Raw genomic sequence first — 14,537 nt, forward strand, 5'->3', positions numbered from 1 at the left:
CCTATATCCACTCTTTCAGGTGATCCTGAATGAATGCGACATCCTTCTGATAATGTTCCACATGACCTTCTTCCACCATCTTCTGAAAAGCGGGGTCGCCTTCTTCGGCTTTTCGATGGATGGTCTTGCATATGGCTTCCAATCGAAGCAGGACCATCTGAAGATCGTCCATTCCAAAATCAAAACCGTATGCTGTAAAGAACCGCTTAACCCTCTGTTTGATTCGCCCGGCATCCTGTGAAGAATCGTAGTGAATGGCCTCTCCGGCTTCGGAATATCGTACGCGACTCAAAGGAACACAGGTGTAAAGAGTATACGCAATATCCCATCGTCTCGGACCGGGACCCGCTACATCGAAGTCGATGATCCCGACCGGCTTATTCTTGTTAAAGATAATGTTATACACAGCAAAGTCATTATGGCATAAAACCTCGAAAGGCTGTGGTGTTAGATCGATCGGCTCCCAGTCTTCACTTATCGGAAAGTCACTTACCGCATCATGATACTTGCGGAGCATACCCGCTATTTCTTCAAGGGAATCATCTGACCACATGTATTCTTTTAACGGATAATTCCCCGCTTCTCCTTCTATGAACGATAAGATTTCCCTTCCTTTCTCATCAATACCGCGAAAAGCCGGAGCATGAGGGTATCCTTTCGCTTCTAAATGGTTTAGGAGCTTATGGATTTTCGGGCTCTCTGGCTTAAGCTCTCGACGGACGGTGTCTCCGGAACGGTATACGGTCGAGACGTTACCACCGGCTAATTTTTCTTCGTGTGTCATGTGGACTTCCACCTTTCATCTACCTCATTACTCTCTGTCCCTCTTCTACAGAAGAATATAATGATGATTAATAAGACGTTACGTTTGATAATTCCAATTATTTCAAAATACCAGTCAATTAACAATCCCCATCTAACAAAAAAACCCCCTAATCTAACCAGAGGGCCATTCTCATATTTAAGTGCAGCATTAAAATGATGATTACCTTTCCACGCTTTTCTTCTTAATAAACGGGCTTATAGCCGTTCCGATTGATATGCCAAGAAACGCAGCGATGGCATAAAATCCAATGGCCATACCATCCCAGCCACCGACCCTGAATATACTGAAGAGTATGGTTCCTAGACAAATCACACCCAATACGGCAGACAAACTGAATACGATGAGATTACGGGTATACCTGGCCAACAACACCATCAAGCAGGCTGCAAGAATGAAAAGCACGATAATCGGCAGCCACCCTTCTAACATGAACATGTTTCCACCTCCTGTATAGAATGCTGATCATCTGGTAAACCACCACAAGAAAAATAGAATGACGGCGATTAAAAAACATAGTAGCGCAAACACATATTTTCTGTCCGTTTTTTTCTTTTCCGAATTTGCAGCGACGATCCCTCCGACCAATGGAATAGAAATGGCCATCCACATCCAGAAACTCATCTAACTCGCTTCCATGTATGAAAGAATTTTTTCTTTTAATCCACCATTACTTGTATAAAGAATATACGTTTTGGAACGGGTCTTGATCACGACTCTGTCAGTGTGCCCGTAAGGTAAACCAATTCTTACGGCCATTTTTTCCTCACCGCTGTATGTATCGTCCATTGAAACCTCTTTTATATTTGAGATAGGAATGTCAATCTGACTTAACTGCCACTTAATATGTAAGTTCCCGTCCTTCCTCGATACCTTCACTTCCATGGTGATCACTCCTTTCTTGATAGTAATAGATACGTTCGATGTCGCAATCGATTTCAGTTTTTTCCATTTTCATTCTTTATCTTTCAACCCAAACCTCGGTTTACTGAAATAAGCACCGATCAACAGAAACATCATCGCTATCAGGAATCCAACCGCTTCTTGATGGATTAAAATGGCTACGGGTAAGGATAAGGCTGACAGTATAAAAAAGAATTTCATCAACATCGAATCCCTCCTGGGTAGATAATTCCAATTATATTTGGTAAAATGGTAAATATATGTTATGATGAAGGTCATCTTGAGATTGACTACAATCAAAACCCACTTCATTCGAGGTGGGTTTTCTGTTTATTCCTTTTATTCTCCGGCTGCTTCAACCAGTAACGCACCCCTTTTCCAGCGAGAGGTTCATCCTTGTACCTTGGAATCACATGGAGATGGCAGTGAAAGATAAACTGATTGGACACCTCACCGACATTCCATCCAAGGGTATAGCCATCTGGGGAATATTCCTGATCCAGAAAGTCTTTCGCCTTCTGCAACAACTCATATGTATCGTTCCACTCTTTTTCCGTTAACTCGAAAGCGTTTCTATGATGATTCTTCGGGACGATTACCCCGGATCCTTCCAGTATATCCTGATGCTTGTTATGCTGCAGGAAATAGCAGGAATCGTTCTCAAATACGATGTTTTGATCTTTGTCCTTTTCTGGATGGCAGAATGGACAGGTTTCCACATAGGTCATGTGTTTCCCCTTTCTTCTTTTACCGAAGTGCCTTACCAGAGACGATATGCCAGTGCAGATGTTTCGAGTCTTGATAATCTCCTAAGTTTGTAATCACCTTACAAGCTCCATGCTCATCGGTGACCATTCTTGCCACCTTTTTGATAACGTCCATTAGTTCCAGTAATAAACCATCATCCTCCAGTGTCAGAAGAGAAGGAATATGTTGTTTCGGTATCGCCACGATATGGACTGGATAGAACGGTTTCGTATGATGGTAGGCAAGGACTTGGTCCGTCTCGAGCACCTTCTTCACTTCTGTTTTTCCGCTTAACACTTCATCGCAATAAAAATCATTTGTCATATATCACCTGCCCCTTTCTATTACCAATTATTTCAAACCTCTGCTTCTATGACAATCCTAACTTCCCATTCTGATGCACCCTTTACCCAACTGTTCATTTTTGCAAAAATAACTCATACGAACTCTACACAGTGAAACCCCTTTCATTCCTGGTTCACAGTCCCTATACTAGACTTATAAGATGATCATCTACTAAACAAGAATATAAATATGCAAAATTAACTAGAGGAGGATCCTCATGGTATTGGATAAAAGACGTGCACACTTATTATCCATCATTCAGCATTCACCAGATCCGGTTCCCACAAAGGAACTGGTTGCCAGAATGAACCTGTCCCAAAGGACCATATATTACGACCTTGATCAGATCAACAGCTGGCTAAGGACGGAAGGCTTGGAACCGATCGAAAGTCAGCATGGTAAGGGATTGTTTTTACCCCCTGACTCAAAATCGAAGCTGATGGTTTCGAAGGATCAGAGTTTTGAAGATTGGCAGTATCAATTATCGAAAGAAGAACGCGAAGTCCTGATTAAAGCCTCCATCCTCTTGGAGGAACAGGATGCGTCAATGCAGCGGTTCATGAATCTGACCAGCATGAGCCGGGGGACGATCGCGAAGGTGATTAAAGACATCAAGAAGGAATTTCGTGAAGCCGGTTTGGATCTTTATTACAAGAAGGGATCAGGTTACCGATTGAGTGGTCCCGAGGAGGCAAAGCGAACGATGCTTTCTACGATCCTTGCGACCATCTTCTCCCATCAGGATTGGCAGAATGTCCGGAACGAGGTTCATCGAATGATTCAGCCGGAAGCCGATACGTGGTCACAGGAAACGGAGCAAAGGCGCCTGGTGCGTGAAATCCTATATGAAGCCGAAAAGGAATTGGGATTGACGCTGACGGATGAAATGGTTGAAATCCTGTCGCTTCAGATCCTGATGATCATGAAGCGGATTGAACTGCACAAGTATATCTCGGTTCCAGAAGCGGAAAAAGAGGTCTTGAAGCAGACAGAAGCCTACAGGGCCGCCCTTCATATCACCAATAAGCTTGACGTCACGTTTCCCGATGACGAGGTTTGTTTCATCACGATGAACCTGCTTGGATCCAAGGTCCAGCAGGATAACTTCAACCGCTATACGGAGCAGGAAATGTCGGGGCTGAAGGAAGTCGTTCAACGGATGATCCATGATTTCCAGCTTTACTCCTGTGTTGTATTCGATGACAAAAAGGGACTACAGGAAAACTTGATCTCTCATATTAAACCGACGTTTTACCGGCTAAAGTACGGGCTTTCGATCGCGAATGATCTGTCTGACAGCATTCAAACGACGTATCCGGACATCTTTCATCTGACGAAGCGGGTGATGAAACATTTGGAACTGTATGTTGGAAAAACCGTACCTGATGAAGAAGCGGCCTATATTACCCTTCACTTCGGAGGATGGTTGACGAAAGAGAAGAAAAAGGTAGAGACGAAGTTCAGAGCACTCATCGTCTGCGAAAATGGAATCGGGACTTCTAATATGCTCCGCACTCAACTCGAAAATCTGATTGCCGGGCTGAATGTCATCACAACGCTTTCCATGAGGGAGTATCGAACGAACGAGTACGAAGCGGATATTATCTTCTCCACCAATTATATAAAAGAAAAAGACATTCCCGTCATCCACGTCCCCGCCATCCTGACGAATCTTGAAAAGGAACGGGTCATGCAGCGGATGAACGAGCTTTTCGACTCGAAGCCGACCGAAAAGAATCGGACCGATCTTCTGATGGACGTGATCAAGCGTCACGCGACCGTCCATGAAGAAACTGCACTGAAAAGAGAACTGGTCAAGCTTTTAGAACAAACTACTCCCACGATAAAGGAGCTCAGAAAGCCTATGCTTAATGAATTACTGACAGAACAGACGATACAGCTGAAAGATCGTGTCACAAGCTGGGAGGAAGCCATCAGGGTGGCGAGTGAGCCGCTTGTTGATCAGCAATCGATCCGCCCGGACTATGTGGACGCGATGATCGCAAACGTGAAGGAATTGGGTCCCTACATCGTCATTGCACCGAATATCGCCATCCCCCACGCCCGTCCGGAGACAGGCGTCGAACAGCTGGGGATGAGCTTCCTGCGACTCGAAGAACCTGTTTATTTTTCCGAAAAAGAAAAACATCGCGCCCAGCTCATCATCGTGCTGGCGGCAATCGATAATCAAACGCACTTGAAGGCACTCGCACAGCTTACGGAATTATTATCGAATGAAGACAACGTGGAACGGTTGATCGCAGCAAGTGATCAAGAAACCGTCATCGAATTAATCAATCAAACAGTAGAAGTATAAATCTGAGGAGGAAATGAAAATGAAAAAAGTATTAGTTGTATGTGGAAATGGATTAGGAAGCAGCATGATCGTAGAGATGAACGTAAAAGCAGCACTGAAGGATATGGGGAAAGAAGCGGAAGTGTCCCACACAGATCTGACTACAGCCAAAACGGAACAAGCTGACTTATTCCTTGGTTCAGAAGATATCGTGGAAAGCCTTGAAGACGGCCGCAAAAATGTCGTGAAGTTGAAGAATTTGATGGATAAAAACGAACTTCGTACAGCACTTGAACAAAATATCTAGACCACAATGAGTTAGAAAGGAGCGATACACATGATTGATATCATTATGAAGGATATACTCGGTACACCAGCGATCCTTGTCGGTCTATTCGCCTTAATCGGGCTCCTGATTCAACGAAAGAATACAGGGGATGTCGTGTCCGGAACCCTTAAAACGGTCATGGGCTTCGTCATCCTCGGGGCGGGTGCGAATGTACTCGTCCAGTCCCTCGGGCAATTCAGCAGCATGTTCAATCATGCCTTCGAAGTCGACGGGGTCATCCCGAATAACGAAGCGATCGTGGCCCTGGCACAAGAAAGCTTCGGTACGGAAACAGCGATGATCATGCTGTTCGGTATGGTGGTCAATATTGTGATCGCACGATTCAGTCCTTTTAAATACATCTTCTTAACCGGTCACCATACGATGTTCATGGCCTGCATGATCGCCGTCATCCTGACGACCGGAGGATTCACAGGAGTACCTTTGATCGTTCTAGGTTCGATTATCCTTGGTGCATTGATGGTCCTGTCACCTGCCATGCTTCAGCCATTCACACGGAAAGTCACGGGTTCAGATGATTTTGCCGTCGGTCACTTCGGCTCAATTGGGTACTTGGTGTCAGCGATGGTCGGTAAAGCCGTTGGAAAAGGAAGCAAATCCACAGAAGAAATCAAGGTGCCAAAATCACTCGGTTTCCTGCGTGATACATCCGTTTCCGTTTCCCTGACGATGGTCATCCTGTTCTTCGTCGTAGCAGGCGCAGCAGGTCCTGCCTTCGTTGAAGGTCAACTAAGCGGCGGGCAGAACTTCCTGGTATTCGCCTTTATGCAGGGAATCACCTTCGCCGTTGGTGTGTACATCATTTTAGCCGGGGTACGCATGCTCCTTGGTGAAATCGTTCCTGCCTTCAAAGGGATCGCGGATAAGGTTGTCCCGAATGCCAAACCTGCCCTTGATTGCCCGGCGATCTTCCCGTTTGCAGGGAACGCCGTCATCATCGGGTTCCTATTCAGCTTCATCGCTGGACTTGTCAGCATGTTATTCTTACCTTTACTCGGATTGAAGGTCATCGTTCCGGGACTTGTCCCCCACTTCTTTACAGGGGCAGCAGCCGGAGTGTTCGGAAATGCAACCGGCGGACGCCGGGGTGCAATCATCGGCTCCATGGCGAACGGAATTATGATCAGCTTCTTGCCGGCCCTACTATTACCGGTGCTAAGCTCATTAGGATTCCAGGGAACTACCTTTGGAGATGCAGACTTCGGATTAGTCGGCATCGTGCTTGGAAATCTTGTCAGTCTGATTGAATCTAATATGATGGTATTTGTATCGATCATCGTTCTTCTTGCCGTCCTATTCTTTATCAGCTTTAAGTCGAAAGGGACTGGGGAAAAGGAAGAAACGGAAGTAGCTTAAGATGGAAGTAGCCACCCTCCATGTTTGTGGAAGGTGGCTACTTTTTTGTTTAATCTTCCATTACAATACACTTAATACATATCCTTCTGAGTAAAATTCCAAAACGCAACGGCAAGGCAAGCGGCAGTCCATACTGCAAGGACTGTTAATGAAAACGGCAGTGACATCCCTTCAATCGGGGGAGCTTGACCTTCTAAGTAATTGATCAGATCAAAATTCAAGTTCACCAAATACTTTGAGCTCGTCCAGCTAGAACCGATAGAAGATAAGAGGGTGCCTGCAATCAACACAGCCATCATCGCCCCGATACCGGTTGCTGTATTTTTTACAAGTACTGAAATCATCAGGCTTATGGTGGCAACAGTCGCTGTCACGACCCATGCAAGCCCCGCTGACATCAGCAAGTATTCCCACATCGGAAGGGTATGGATGTATGTCGTCGAAAATTCACCTGAAGGAGAAGCTTGAAATCCCGTCAGAATGGGTGCCGTCCAGCCATCATATCCGAGGACAATCCCCGAAATCCCATAGCAGACAACCACCGTAGCTGCTATCAGCATCGATGTATACAGTAAAACCGTCAGCCATTTGGCCATCAGGATCTTCCATCGTTTGATCGGTCGGGATAATAATGTCTTGATGGTCCCATCATTGTATTCCCCACTCACAACATCAGCCATTATGATAATGATGAGTAAAGGCAGGACAAGTGTGAGTCCCTGTGAGAAAAAAATGCGGATGAATGTAGGTGCTCCAGGATAGTTCGGATTAATGTTGTTGTCCAAGTAGTATTGCTTTTGCTTCAAATCCAATTCAAGGAATTGCCTGGCCTCATCCTGGATCCCACTGGATGCCAGCCGGTTTTGCCGATCGACAATCTCCTGCTGCAGCTCCACTCGCCAGTCCAGCGTACCCTGCTTTTCAAACTTCTCTTGTATCTCCCGGTATTGTGCATATGTAAACATAGAGACGAGAATGATTAAAATCGCGATGACAACGGCAAAGCGTTTTTTGGAAGCAATTTTCATGACCTCATTTTGAATCAGACCGATCATATTCGGATTAGACAATATGATCGCCCCCTGTCAAACCAATAAATAAATCCTCCAATGTCTGGACCTTCCTTTCAATGGTCCATACCTCGATTCCAGCCTGTAGTAACGATTCATTCAGGATCGACGTTTTGCTTTCATCCATAAGCGTATGGATCGTATGATCATCGTACAGTTCTGCAGATTGGACATAGGGAGATGCTTTAATGATATCAAGTGCACGAATAGCATCATTGACTCTCCAGTCTACACCTGATGATAATGCATCCACTAAATCACTTACCTTGCCTACCTTCACGATTCTCCCACGACTCATAATCGCCACTCGATCGGCAAGCATTTCGATTTCACTTAAAATATGGCTGGATACAAGAACGGAAAGACCCGTTTCGTCGACCAGTTTCCTGATAAATGTACGAAGATCCTTTATTCCCATTGGATCCAATCCATTTGTAGGTTCATCCAATATAAGTACATCCGGCCGGCCCAACAATGCTTGTGCAATCCCGAGCCTCTGACGCATTCCCAGTGAATAGGTCTGTACCTGGTCATCAATTCGTGCAGTCAGATCAACCAGATCAATGACTTCTTGTATTCGTTCACTATCTACCTTAGGCAGCATCCGTGCAAACAGTTGCAGATTTTCCCGACCGGTCAAATACTTATATAACTCTGGATTTTCAACAATTGAACCAAGGCGCTGCATCGCCTGTACAAATTGCTTTCTTACATCAAAATCACAGATTTTTATGACTCCCGATGTTGGCTTGATCAGACCAACGAGCATCCGAATCGTAGTCGTTTTCCCCGCACCATTGGGCCCAAGGAATCCAAATACTTCTCCTGGATATATGTCAAATGATATATTATCTATAATCGTCTTTTTCCCTATTACTTTCGTAACGTTCTTCAATTGAACGGTTGGCTTTATGCTCATATCATCACCCTGCATCTATTCTAACGAACTTTTTTCTCAATTGCTCTTATAAATACTCAGCATGAGTAATAGTTGGTACAATCATATATAGAAGGAGAGTTTAAGAGATGAAAAAATGGATGTGGCAACTATTTATCACCCTTTCCCTTGCACTGACCGTCCTATTTGGATATGGATTTGCAAGAGCCTATTCAGATATCGCCAACCCTCCCCAAGAGAAGATCGTAACAGAATCAGTAGAAGCTCCGGCTACACCTGGAGAAACGTATATTGCACTTGGCGACTCATTGACAAGGGGGGTAGGATCTTCAAAAGGAGAAGGTTTTGTCCCGCTGGTTGGAAATTCACTTAAAGAAACCAATACGGTGGAGCGGTACCAAAACTTAGGTATTCGGGGTGCCAGAATTGAAGATTTACTGGCTCAGCTAGAACAAAAGGATGTCAAGCGATCTCTTAAGGACGCCAAAATCATTTCCATCACAATTGGGGGGAACAATCTCTTTAATTCTGGTGAGATTTTAAACAATTATTCAGAAGCTACCGCCCTTGGCATTCTGGAAACCGAAATTCCTAACTTAGAAAAAACGTTTGAAACCATTCGTGACATAAATAAGGATGCCATCATCCTCTATATGGGGCTATATAATCCCTTTAAGGAATTATCGGACGGGGATTCCTTTGACTCGGTCATCCAAAAATGGAATGAATCCGCCCGCACATTAGGCTTGAAATACGACGTTCAAGTGGTGGATACCTTCAATTTGGTAACGGATGCCGAACGCGATCTTTCAAGTGACAACTTCCACCCAAATGATGCTACTTATCAGCAAATAGCTGATAGCCTCTCTCTTGTCATTGAAAAAAACATTATACAATAATATCGAAAAAGCCATGGGGACAGGTACCATGGCTCTTTCCTGCCTCTAGGCTCTTTATCAAATCTGATGCACAATCTCCAATAATCGCTTCGGATCTTCGGAAGAGACCCTCTCTGACAATCTGGCCGCAGCAATGATGGGCGCCCATCGAAATATCTCTTCTTTAAACAAACCACTTTTCTCACAATACAACCGCATATACATATTCGCCAGCTCATTTGATACCTGAGAATACAGAAGATAGGTGCGATACACGTCAGCCCGTCTATCCCCCGCACTGGAATCCACCCAGTCTATGATGGTGACGTTATTATCTGACAGAATTAAGTTATATAAATGAAAATCACCGTGACAGAGATTTTCTTCAAAGGTCATGGAATTGAGTTTTTTCAGTAAGATGGACTTCATCTGATGACTCAATACAGGTGCCGCTTCTATTTGGCGATGAAGCTTTTCGGACATGGGTTCAATGGAATGAGCTTTGATCTGATGAATGCCCATTTGAATGTCTACTGACATGCCCATATAGTATTCCGCTCTTTCCTTATTGTCAGTGAGGAAAGAGCCTATCGTTTTTCCTTTAATGCGTTCCATGATGATGACCTGTTTTCCGTATATGTTTGTGACATCATAGATTTCCGGGACAGGCAGTCCACATGAATGGGCATACTGCTGCTTTTTTGCTTCTTTCATGGATTCACCGGCAGGTAAGGAGTCGTTAAAGACTTTGTAGATTTTATTTTCATAGAGATAGATGGTGGCTGTGTTGCCGGTTGCGGTGGGGGTGCCGAGATTCATAGGTTATTCTCCTCTTTTTCTGAATTTCTTTCTTTCTGTAAAACAAAAGAACTCCTCTGCATAAGAAGTTCTCGACGTTAAGAATGTATTCCTTAAGGCTTATTCCAAAAAAACGTCGTCACCACAAATGGAAGAAGCAAACCGAACACTAATAGGAGACCATTTCCAAACAGCCCAATTTTTCTGTGGATGGTTTTTTCTCCGAACAAAGCGGCCACGAAACCTACCACCGCCATCAAGACAGTAGGCAGTAAGAATGCGTCTTTCCCAAATAGGGATAAAGCATAGAATACTAGACCGATGATAAAGAGAATGAATGAAACCATACTCATTCGTTTTTTCAAATGAACCCCTCCTCTTCGCTATTTACATATGTTAGCTTAGAAAAAATCATTCTTCACTCAGCTAACGCCTCTTTTTCTTCATCCTTACAAAATACAAACCGATAAAAAGAAATCCATACAATAGAATCCAACCATACTGCCAATAATAACGATACGGGATGACCGTAACCCCATCGCCTATACTCATCATCGTTAAGGACGTCCGAACAGGAGGATACAACAGGTTCAGCCATCCAACGTCAGGAAATGAGGTGGCTGCCAGCGACAAAATGAGGATACTAAGAACTCCCCACCATGTGTTAAGCGAATGTCCCACCAGCTCCCTTGTAAAAATGCCCGACAATCCAATTGAAAGAACAGCCAAGCTAAAGTGAGACAGCAAGCCCAATATCACGTGAGAAGGATAAATTTCACTGCCTAAGGCTTGCCATACGATGGGATACAGCACAGAAACGAGACTAAACAAGAATGCCATGATCACACATACGATATACAAGGCCAGGTGGTATTTCCATGGCCTTCTAGCATGGAGCAAGGTAATCTCTTTCTGCGCCGCATCCTCACTGTGAAAAACCGTCACGGTAAACCAGCCCATCATAAAAAACAGGGCCAATGATGTAAATGAATAGCTGTCGTATATGGGATTAGGTGTATATGTATAATTGAGCATCAACGTAAAGATCAAGATCGTCAATGGAGGAATGTACGTAAAAGACCTTAGATAATGGGTGAAATGATAACGTATCAATGCGTTCAATTTCCTTCTCCTGTCCTAGAAGTATTCTTTCAAATGACGAACGGAGGAATGCACCTCCTTGATGGATGCCCCTCTTGTTAGGAGTTCACGCAACACATCATCGACATGAATGGTGTTCACCCTCGTTTCCACTCTCTTGATCCCATTCTCAAGTACACCCACTTTTTCAACCTCAAGGGGAACGGACACTCCTTCAAACTCTTCCTCCCCTATTTCAAAGATCAAAACGGCAGAAGGAATTCTCGTTGATTCACTCCGTTGGATGACCTTTTTATCCTTTATTACAAAAACCTCATCCACTAGATTTTCCAATAGCCGTGTTTCATGACAGCTTAGGATGATACTGATTCCATCATTCTTTACGTTTGCAAGAATATCTTCCATATCACTTTGGGCCACATCGTCCAGCCCAGATAATGGCTCATCGAGAATCAGGACATCCGTTTCTTCCAGCATGGCCTGCATAATGGCGACCTTTTGCTTCATTCCTTTGGAAAAAGTACCAATCCGTATGTTCCAGACATCCTTCATATGAAAGATCTTCATCAAATCATCCACTCTATTTTGTAGGTGCGACTTCTCCATTCCCCTGATGCGTCCCATGTGAATCAAGTATTCTTCCGGAGTAAAAGGGATTGTGGCAGGAGTTCGTTCTGGCACATATCCAATCTTTAGAGAAGGAGCCCCCTTGATCACCTCACCACTGTCAGGGTTCACTATTCCAGCCATCATTCTTAAAAGAGTACTTTTTCCAGATCCATTCTCCCCCACCAATGCAATGATTTGATGAGAAAAAATAGACAAGGATGATTCTTTTATGATGATGGATTTGCCATAGCGTTTAGTCACTGCTTTCAACTTTATAAGCGATTCCATCCCTTTCATCCATCCCCTGCCAACATATTTAAAAGGAATGAGAGAACCAGCCCCGACACCGCTGCCACCAGTCCGTTCAAACCAATTACCGTTAAGCTCATGCCACCCCATCCGCCAACGGCCAGACTAAAGATCCAGCATAAAGCAGACAAGAGGACCAGCCCAAAGAATAGCTTCACATTGAAAAAGGAAGGGATTCTACCATACTTCTGCAAAGCCTGTAAGACACAGGCAGCCATAGCCCCGATGATGACCAACGTCAACGCGTCTATTGACATTTTGAATGCCTCCCCGTCATTTTCTGTTTTTATTCATCCCTTCCAACCCTTACGATATAGGTAGATAAATAGATTCCCAACATAAAGAGGAATAACCCGGAAATGAATAATAGCTCACCTGTTTTCATGTTTGGTTCCTCCGAACGTTTTTGTTTACAATCCCAATTATTTCAAATTACGTAGGGATTCACAATCTTTTTTTATCTATTCAGGAAATGTATTGTTGGCTCACATAATCCATAACCAGGAGCTATGCGCTACCCTCAGGCTTTTAATTTCTCTGTATCGATTCCAGCTTCCTTCAACTTCAAATCCGCCTCATCCTCTATGAGATCCTTGAACACCTGCAATGCATCGTCAAACTCGACATGCTTATCCATCAGAAAGCTCATCCTATGTTCGATTTCAAGCCACGTAGAAATGTCCGCTTCATTATGCTGAATCTGGGCTTCGAGCTTATCCAGAGCGTTGGCCACTTTTGCTTCATACGTTTCTTTCTCTTCGAATTCATGCCATAGTTCGTATAGCTCCTCCCCTAATGCATTTCCCAACATATCTTTTATTCTCTCAATGGATTTCCTCTCATTGAATGCCTTTTGTTCCTTCGCCGCTGGGTCATTCATCGTATCAAATGCCGGGATGTCCCCGGCTTCCGCCTCGACGAGATCGTGGATGATGATCATTTTTAGTAATCTTGCCAAATCCACATTCTGCGTTAAATATGACTCCATCAGCATGGCCATTAGGGAGACTCTCCACGTATGCTCGGCCACGCTTTCTTGTCTGCCGTTCGAGAGCCAGCTGTGCCTCATTTCGGATTTCAGCTTTTCCCCCAGTTTGATGAGTTCCAAGATGTTTATAAGGTCTGTCTTCATTGTTTCATTCTCCTTTTCAGGCTCCTGATCTGTCCCCGGTGATTGATTTCATCTTCTAAGACGTGAAACCAGAGATAGTAATGGTTAAACGGGACACCGTTCGGCCACTCATTTTCTTCAAACAGCCAGTCGTCGTTTCTTTTTCTAAGCTCGGACAGGGTCTTATCCCTTACGGCTGAGAGCTCATCTATATAGAACTGAACGGAATGTCCTTTTATCGTTTTTCCTGCATTCTCACCGAGTTCCAATGCTGTTTTCCATTTCTGCAGCTCAACGTCGTTGATGTCCCGTTCTTCGAATGAAATGACACCATGCACAAACTCAATAGAAGCAATATGAAGAAGAAGCGATCCGATGGTATTCACATCGCCTTCTGCCATCTTATCCAAGTCTTCTTCCGTTAGATTCTTTATCTCATCCAATGTGACAGCCCGGGTATGTTCCAGCATTGAAACGAGTTCCCCCATCGTTTTTGTGTAACCGCCATTATTTTTTATGCGATAATCGATCATTTCCATTCCCCCTAACCAATCTACCTTGTATTTTACCAATTCCCTCCATTTTTAATAGACTGATATTTTGGAGATATGAGTGATATAATGGAATTAAGATACAAAAAAAGAAGCTTATCCAAAGCTCCTTAGTTAAATATCTTGAGATTTCATTTTATTTAATTCCTGCGTCCTTTCCTTTTTCAGATCTTTTCTTCCCCTGAACCATTCTTCCATTAAAAACGCTGCACCTACTATCACAACCAGTAAAGCACTTAATACCTTTACCTGCCCCACTAAAACGAAATAAGTCATGGTGACTACAAAGATTGCAGGTATTAAAAACCCCCAATATACACTATCTCTCTTTGCCAAAAAGTACTGAAACCCAAAAGTAACGACAAGTAATAAAAGTTGAAACCACTCATTCAT

21 protein-coding genes are annotated in these 14,537 nt (G+C 43.9%); 4 read left to right on the plus strand and 17 right to left on the minus strand.

The features are described from left to right. Nucleotide 1: 1 nt before the first annotated feature. From SLH55_RS03235 to SLH55_RS03265, 7 genes are all read right to left on the minus strand, one after another. Entirely contained in the window at nucleotides 2-784 is a 783-nt protein-coding gene (locus tag SLH55_RS03235; RefSeq protein ID WP_320322625.1) for an aminoglycoside phosphotransferase family protein, read from the minus strand. A gap of 201 nt (nucleotides 785-985) precedes the next feature. After that, nucleotides 986-1,261 carry a YesK family protein gene (locus tag SLH55_RS03240; protein ID WP_320322626.1) on the minus strand — a complete coding sequence of 92 codons (276 nt, stop codon included), beginning with the start codon at nucleotides 1,259-1,261 and terminating at the stop codon, nucleotides 986-988. Between the two features lie 27 nt (nucleotides 1,262-1,288). Next, complete coding sequence (locus SLH55_RS03245) at nucleotides 1,289-1,447, minus strand: hypothetical protein (RefSeq protein WP_219167289.1); 159 nt, start codon at nucleotides 1,445-1,447, stop codon at nucleotides 1,289-1,291. After that, nucleotides 1,448-1,708: a PH domain-containing protein gene (locus tag SLH55_RS03250; protein ID WP_219167290.1), complete on the minus strand. Its 261-nt coding sequence runs from the start codon at nucleotides 1,706-1,708 to the stop codon at nucleotides 1,448-1,450. It abuts the gene before it with no gap. 69 nt (nucleotides 1,709-1,777) lie between these two features. After that, nucleotides 1,778-1,933: a hypothetical protein gene (locus SLH55_RS03255; RefSeq protein WP_320322627.1), complete on the minus strand. Its 156-nt coding sequence runs from the start codon at nucleotides 1,931-1,933 to the stop codon at nucleotides 1,778-1,780. 101 nt (nucleotides 1,934-2,034) lie between these two features. Next, entirely contained in the window at nucleotides 2,035-2,454 is a 420-nt protein-coding gene (locus SLH55_RS03260; RefSeq protein ID WP_320322628.1) for an HIT family protein, read from the minus strand. A gap of 19 nt (nucleotides 2,455-2,473) precedes the next feature. After that, entirely contained in the window at nucleotides 2,474-2,797 is a 324-nt protein-coding gene (locus tag SLH55_RS03265; protein ID WP_226672311.1) for an HIT domain-containing protein, read from the minus strand. 238 nt (nucleotides 2,798-3,035) lie between these two features. Here SLH55_RS03265 and SLH55_RS03270 point away from each other — a divergent pair, with 238 nt between their 5' ends. Genes SLH55_RS03270 through SLH55_RS03280 form a run of 3 tightly spaced genes read left to right on the plus strand, consistent with a single transcriptional unit; the run spans nucleotide 3,036 to nucleotide 6,819 of the window. Then, on the plus strand, nucleotides 3,036-5,135 hold the full coding sequence (locus SLH55_RS03270; protein ID WP_320322629.1) for a BglG family transcription antiterminator: 2,100 nt from the start codon (nucleotides 3,036-3,038) through the stop codon (nucleotides 5,133-5,135). A 19-nt stretch (nucleotides 5,136-5,154) separates the two neighbouring features. Continuing rightward, nucleotides 5,155-5,421 carry a PTS sugar transporter subunit IIB gene (locus SLH55_RS03275; RefSeq protein WP_098353994.1) on the plus strand — a complete coding sequence of 89 codons (267 nt, stop codon included), beginning with the start codon at nucleotides 5,155-5,157 and terminating at the stop codon, nucleotides 5,419-5,421. Between the two features lie 30 nt (nucleotides 5,422-5,451). Next, nucleotides 5,452-6,819, plus strand: a complete 1,368-nt coding sequence (locus tag SLH55_RS03280) for a PTS ascorbate transporter subunit IIC (protein ID WP_320322630.1) — start codon at nucleotides 5,452-5,454, stop codon at nucleotides 6,817-6,819. 71 nt (nucleotides 6,820-6,890) lie between these two features. Here the strand turns inward: SLH55_RS03280 and SLH55_RS03285 are convergent, their stop codons facing one another. Together SLH55_RS03285 and SLH55_RS03290 are read right to left on the minus strand one after the other, a co-directional pair. Continuing rightward, the gene (locus SLH55_RS03285; RefSeq protein ID WP_320322631.1) at nucleotides 6,891-7,889 is read right to left on the minus strand and encodes an ABC transporter permease; all 999 of its coding nucleotides are present in this window, start codon (nucleotides 7,887-7,889) and stop codon (nucleotides 6,891-6,893) included. After that, nucleotides 7,882-8,808 (minus strand): ABC transporter ATP-binding protein, encoded by a 927-nt coding sequence (locus SLH55_RS03290; protein ID WP_219167296.1) that lies wholly within the window; start codon nucleotides 8,806-8,808, stop codon nucleotides 7,882-7,884. The genes SLH55_RS03285 and SLH55_RS03290 overlap by 8 nt, the downstream gene beginning before the upstream one ends. Nucleotides 8,809-8,915: 107 nt before the next feature. On the opposite strand from SLH55_RS03290, the gene SLH55_RS03295 reads away from it, so the two are divergent. Beyond that, a complete protein-coding gene (locus SLH55_RS03295) occupies nucleotides 8,916-9,686 on the plus strand; it encodes an SGNH/GDSL hydrolase family protein (protein ID WP_320322632.1) in 771 nt (256 codons plus the stop codon). 57 nt (nucleotides 9,687-9,743) lie between these two features. Here the strand turns inward: SLH55_RS03295 and SLH55_RS03300 are convergent, their stop codons facing one another. The 8 genes from SLH55_RS03300 to SLH55_RS03335 all read right to left on the minus strand — a co-directional run bounded on the left by SLH55_RS03300 (nucleotide 9,744) and on the right by SLH55_RS03335 (nucleotide 14,537). Next, nucleotides 9,744-10,484 (minus strand): aminoglycoside phosphotransferase family protein, encoded by a 741-nt coding sequence (locus SLH55_RS03300; protein ID WP_320322633.1) that lies wholly within the window; start codon nucleotides 10,482-10,484, stop codon nucleotides 9,744-9,746. Nucleotides 10,485-10,576: 92 nt separating this feature from the next. Further along, nucleotides 10,577-10,828, minus strand: a complete 252-nt coding sequence (locus tag SLH55_RS03305) for a hypothetical protein (RefSeq protein WP_219167301.1) — start codon at nucleotides 10,826-10,828, stop codon at nucleotides 10,577-10,579. A 61-nt stretch (nucleotides 10,829-10,889) separates the two neighbouring features. After that, nucleotides 10,890-11,585, minus strand: coding sequence for an ABC transporter permease (locus tag SLH55_RS03310; protein WP_320322634.1), 696 nt, complete (start codon nucleotides 11,583-11,585; stop codon nucleotides 10,890-10,892). Nucleotides 11,586-11,600: 15 nt separating this feature from the next. After that, nucleotides 11,601-12,461, minus strand: coding sequence for an ABC transporter ATP-binding protein (locus SLH55_RS03315; RefSeq protein ID WP_320322635.1), 861 nt, complete (start codon nucleotides 12,459-12,461; stop codon nucleotides 11,601-11,603). 5 nt (nucleotides 12,462-12,466) lie between these two features. Then, nucleotides 12,467-12,739 (minus strand): hypothetical protein, encoded by a 273-nt coding sequence (locus tag SLH55_RS03320; protein ID WP_320322636.1) that lies wholly within the window; start codon nucleotides 12,737-12,739, stop codon nucleotides 12,467-12,469. A 263-nt stretch (nucleotides 12,740-13,002) separates the two neighbouring features. Continuing rightward, complete coding sequence (locus tag SLH55_RS03325) at nucleotides 13,003-13,614, minus strand: HD domain-containing protein (RefSeq protein ID WP_320322637.1); 612 nt, start codon at nucleotides 13,612-13,614, stop codon at nucleotides 13,003-13,005. Continuing rightward, the gene (locus tag SLH55_RS03330) at nucleotides 13,611-14,126 is read right to left on the minus strand and encodes a DinB family protein (protein WP_320322638.1); all 516 of its coding nucleotides are present in this window, start codon (nucleotides 14,124-14,126) and stop codon (nucleotides 13,611-13,613) included. The genes SLH55_RS03325 and SLH55_RS03330 overlap by 4 nt, the downstream gene beginning before the upstream one ends. A gap of 132 nt (nucleotides 14,127-14,258) precedes the next feature. Continuing rightward, a complete protein-coding gene (locus SLH55_RS03335; RefSeq protein WP_320322639.1) occupies nucleotides 14,259-14,537 on the minus strand; it encodes a hypothetical protein in 279 nt (92 codons plus the stop codon).

It is taken from the genome of Rossellomorea sp. YZS02 (genome assembly GCF_033963925.1).
Lineage (GTDB): Bacteria > Bacillota > Bacilli > Bacillales > Bacillaceae_B > Rossellomorea.

Bases quoted from the DNA above. Each gene is read 5' to 3' on its own strand.
- SLH55_RS03235 (WP_320322625.1), bottom strand. From the start codon at position 784: ATGACACACGAAGAAAAATTAGCCGGTGGTAACGTCTCGACCGTATAC.
- SLH55_RS03240 (WP_320322626.1), bottom strand. From the start codon at position 1,261: ATGTTCATGTTAGAAGGGTGGCTGCCGATTATCGTGCTTTTCATTCTT.
- SLH55_RS03245 (WP_219167289.1), bottom strand. From the start codon at position 1,447: ATGAGTTTCTGGATGTGGATGGCCATTTCTATTCCATTGGTCGGAGGG.
- SLH55_RS03250 (WP_219167290.1), bottom strand. From the start codon at position 1,708: ATGGAAGTGAAGGTATCGAGGAAGGACGGGAACTTACATATTAAGTGG.
- SLH55_RS03255 (WP_320322627.1), bottom strand. From the start codon at position 1,933: ATGTTGATGAAATTCTTTTTTATACTGTCAGCCTTATCCTTACCCGTA.
- SLH55_RS03260 (WP_320322628.1), bottom strand. From the start codon at position 2,454: ATGACCTATGTGGAAACCTGTCCATTCTGCCATCCAGAAAAGGACAAA.
- SLH55_RS03265 (WP_226672311.1), bottom strand. From the start codon at position 2,797: ATGACAAATGATTTTTATTGCGATGAAGTGTTAAGCGGAAAAACAGAA.
- SLH55_RS03270 (WP_320322629.1), top strand. From the start codon at position 3,036: ATGGTATTGGATAAAAGACGTGCACACTTATTATCCATCATTCAGCAT.
- SLH55_RS03275 (WP_098353994.1), top strand. From the start codon at position 5,155: ATGAAAAAAGTATTAGTTGTATGTGGAAATGGATTAGGAAGCAGCATG.
- SLH55_RS03280 (WP_320322630.1), top strand. From the start codon at position 5,452: ATGATTGATATCATTATGAAGGATATACTCGGTACACCAGCGATCCTT.
- SLH55_RS03290 (WP_219167296.1), bottom strand. From the start codon at position 8,808: ATGAGCATAAAGCCAACCGTTCAATTGAAGAACGTTACGAAAGTAATA.
- SLH55_RS03295 (WP_320322632.1), top strand. From the start codon at position 8,916: ATGAAAAAATGGATGTGGCAACTATTTATCACCCTTTCCCTTGCACTG.
- SLH55_RS03300 (WP_320322633.1), bottom strand. From the start codon at position 10,484: ATGAATCTCGGCACCCCCACCGCAACCGGCAACACAGCCACCATCTAT.
- SLH55_RS03315 (WP_320322635.1), bottom strand. From the start codon at position 12,461: ATGGAATCGCTTATAAAGTTGAAAGCAGTGACTAAACGCTATGGCAAA.
- SLH55_RS03320 (WP_320322636.1), bottom strand. From the start codon at position 12,739: ATGTCAATAGACGCGTTGACGTTGGTCATCATCGGGGCTATGGCTGCC.
- SLH55_RS03325 (WP_320322637.1), bottom strand. From the start codon at position 13,614: ATGAAGACAGACCTTATAAACATCTTGGAACTCATCAAACTGGGGGAA.
- SLH55_RS03330 (WP_320322638.1), bottom strand. From the start codon at position 14,126: ATGATCGATTATCGCATAAAAAATAATGGCGGTTACACAAAAACGATG.
- SLH55_RS03335 (WP_320322639.1), bottom strand. From the start codon at position 14,537: ATGAATGAGTGGTTTCAACTTTTATTACTTGTCGTTACTTTTGGGTTT.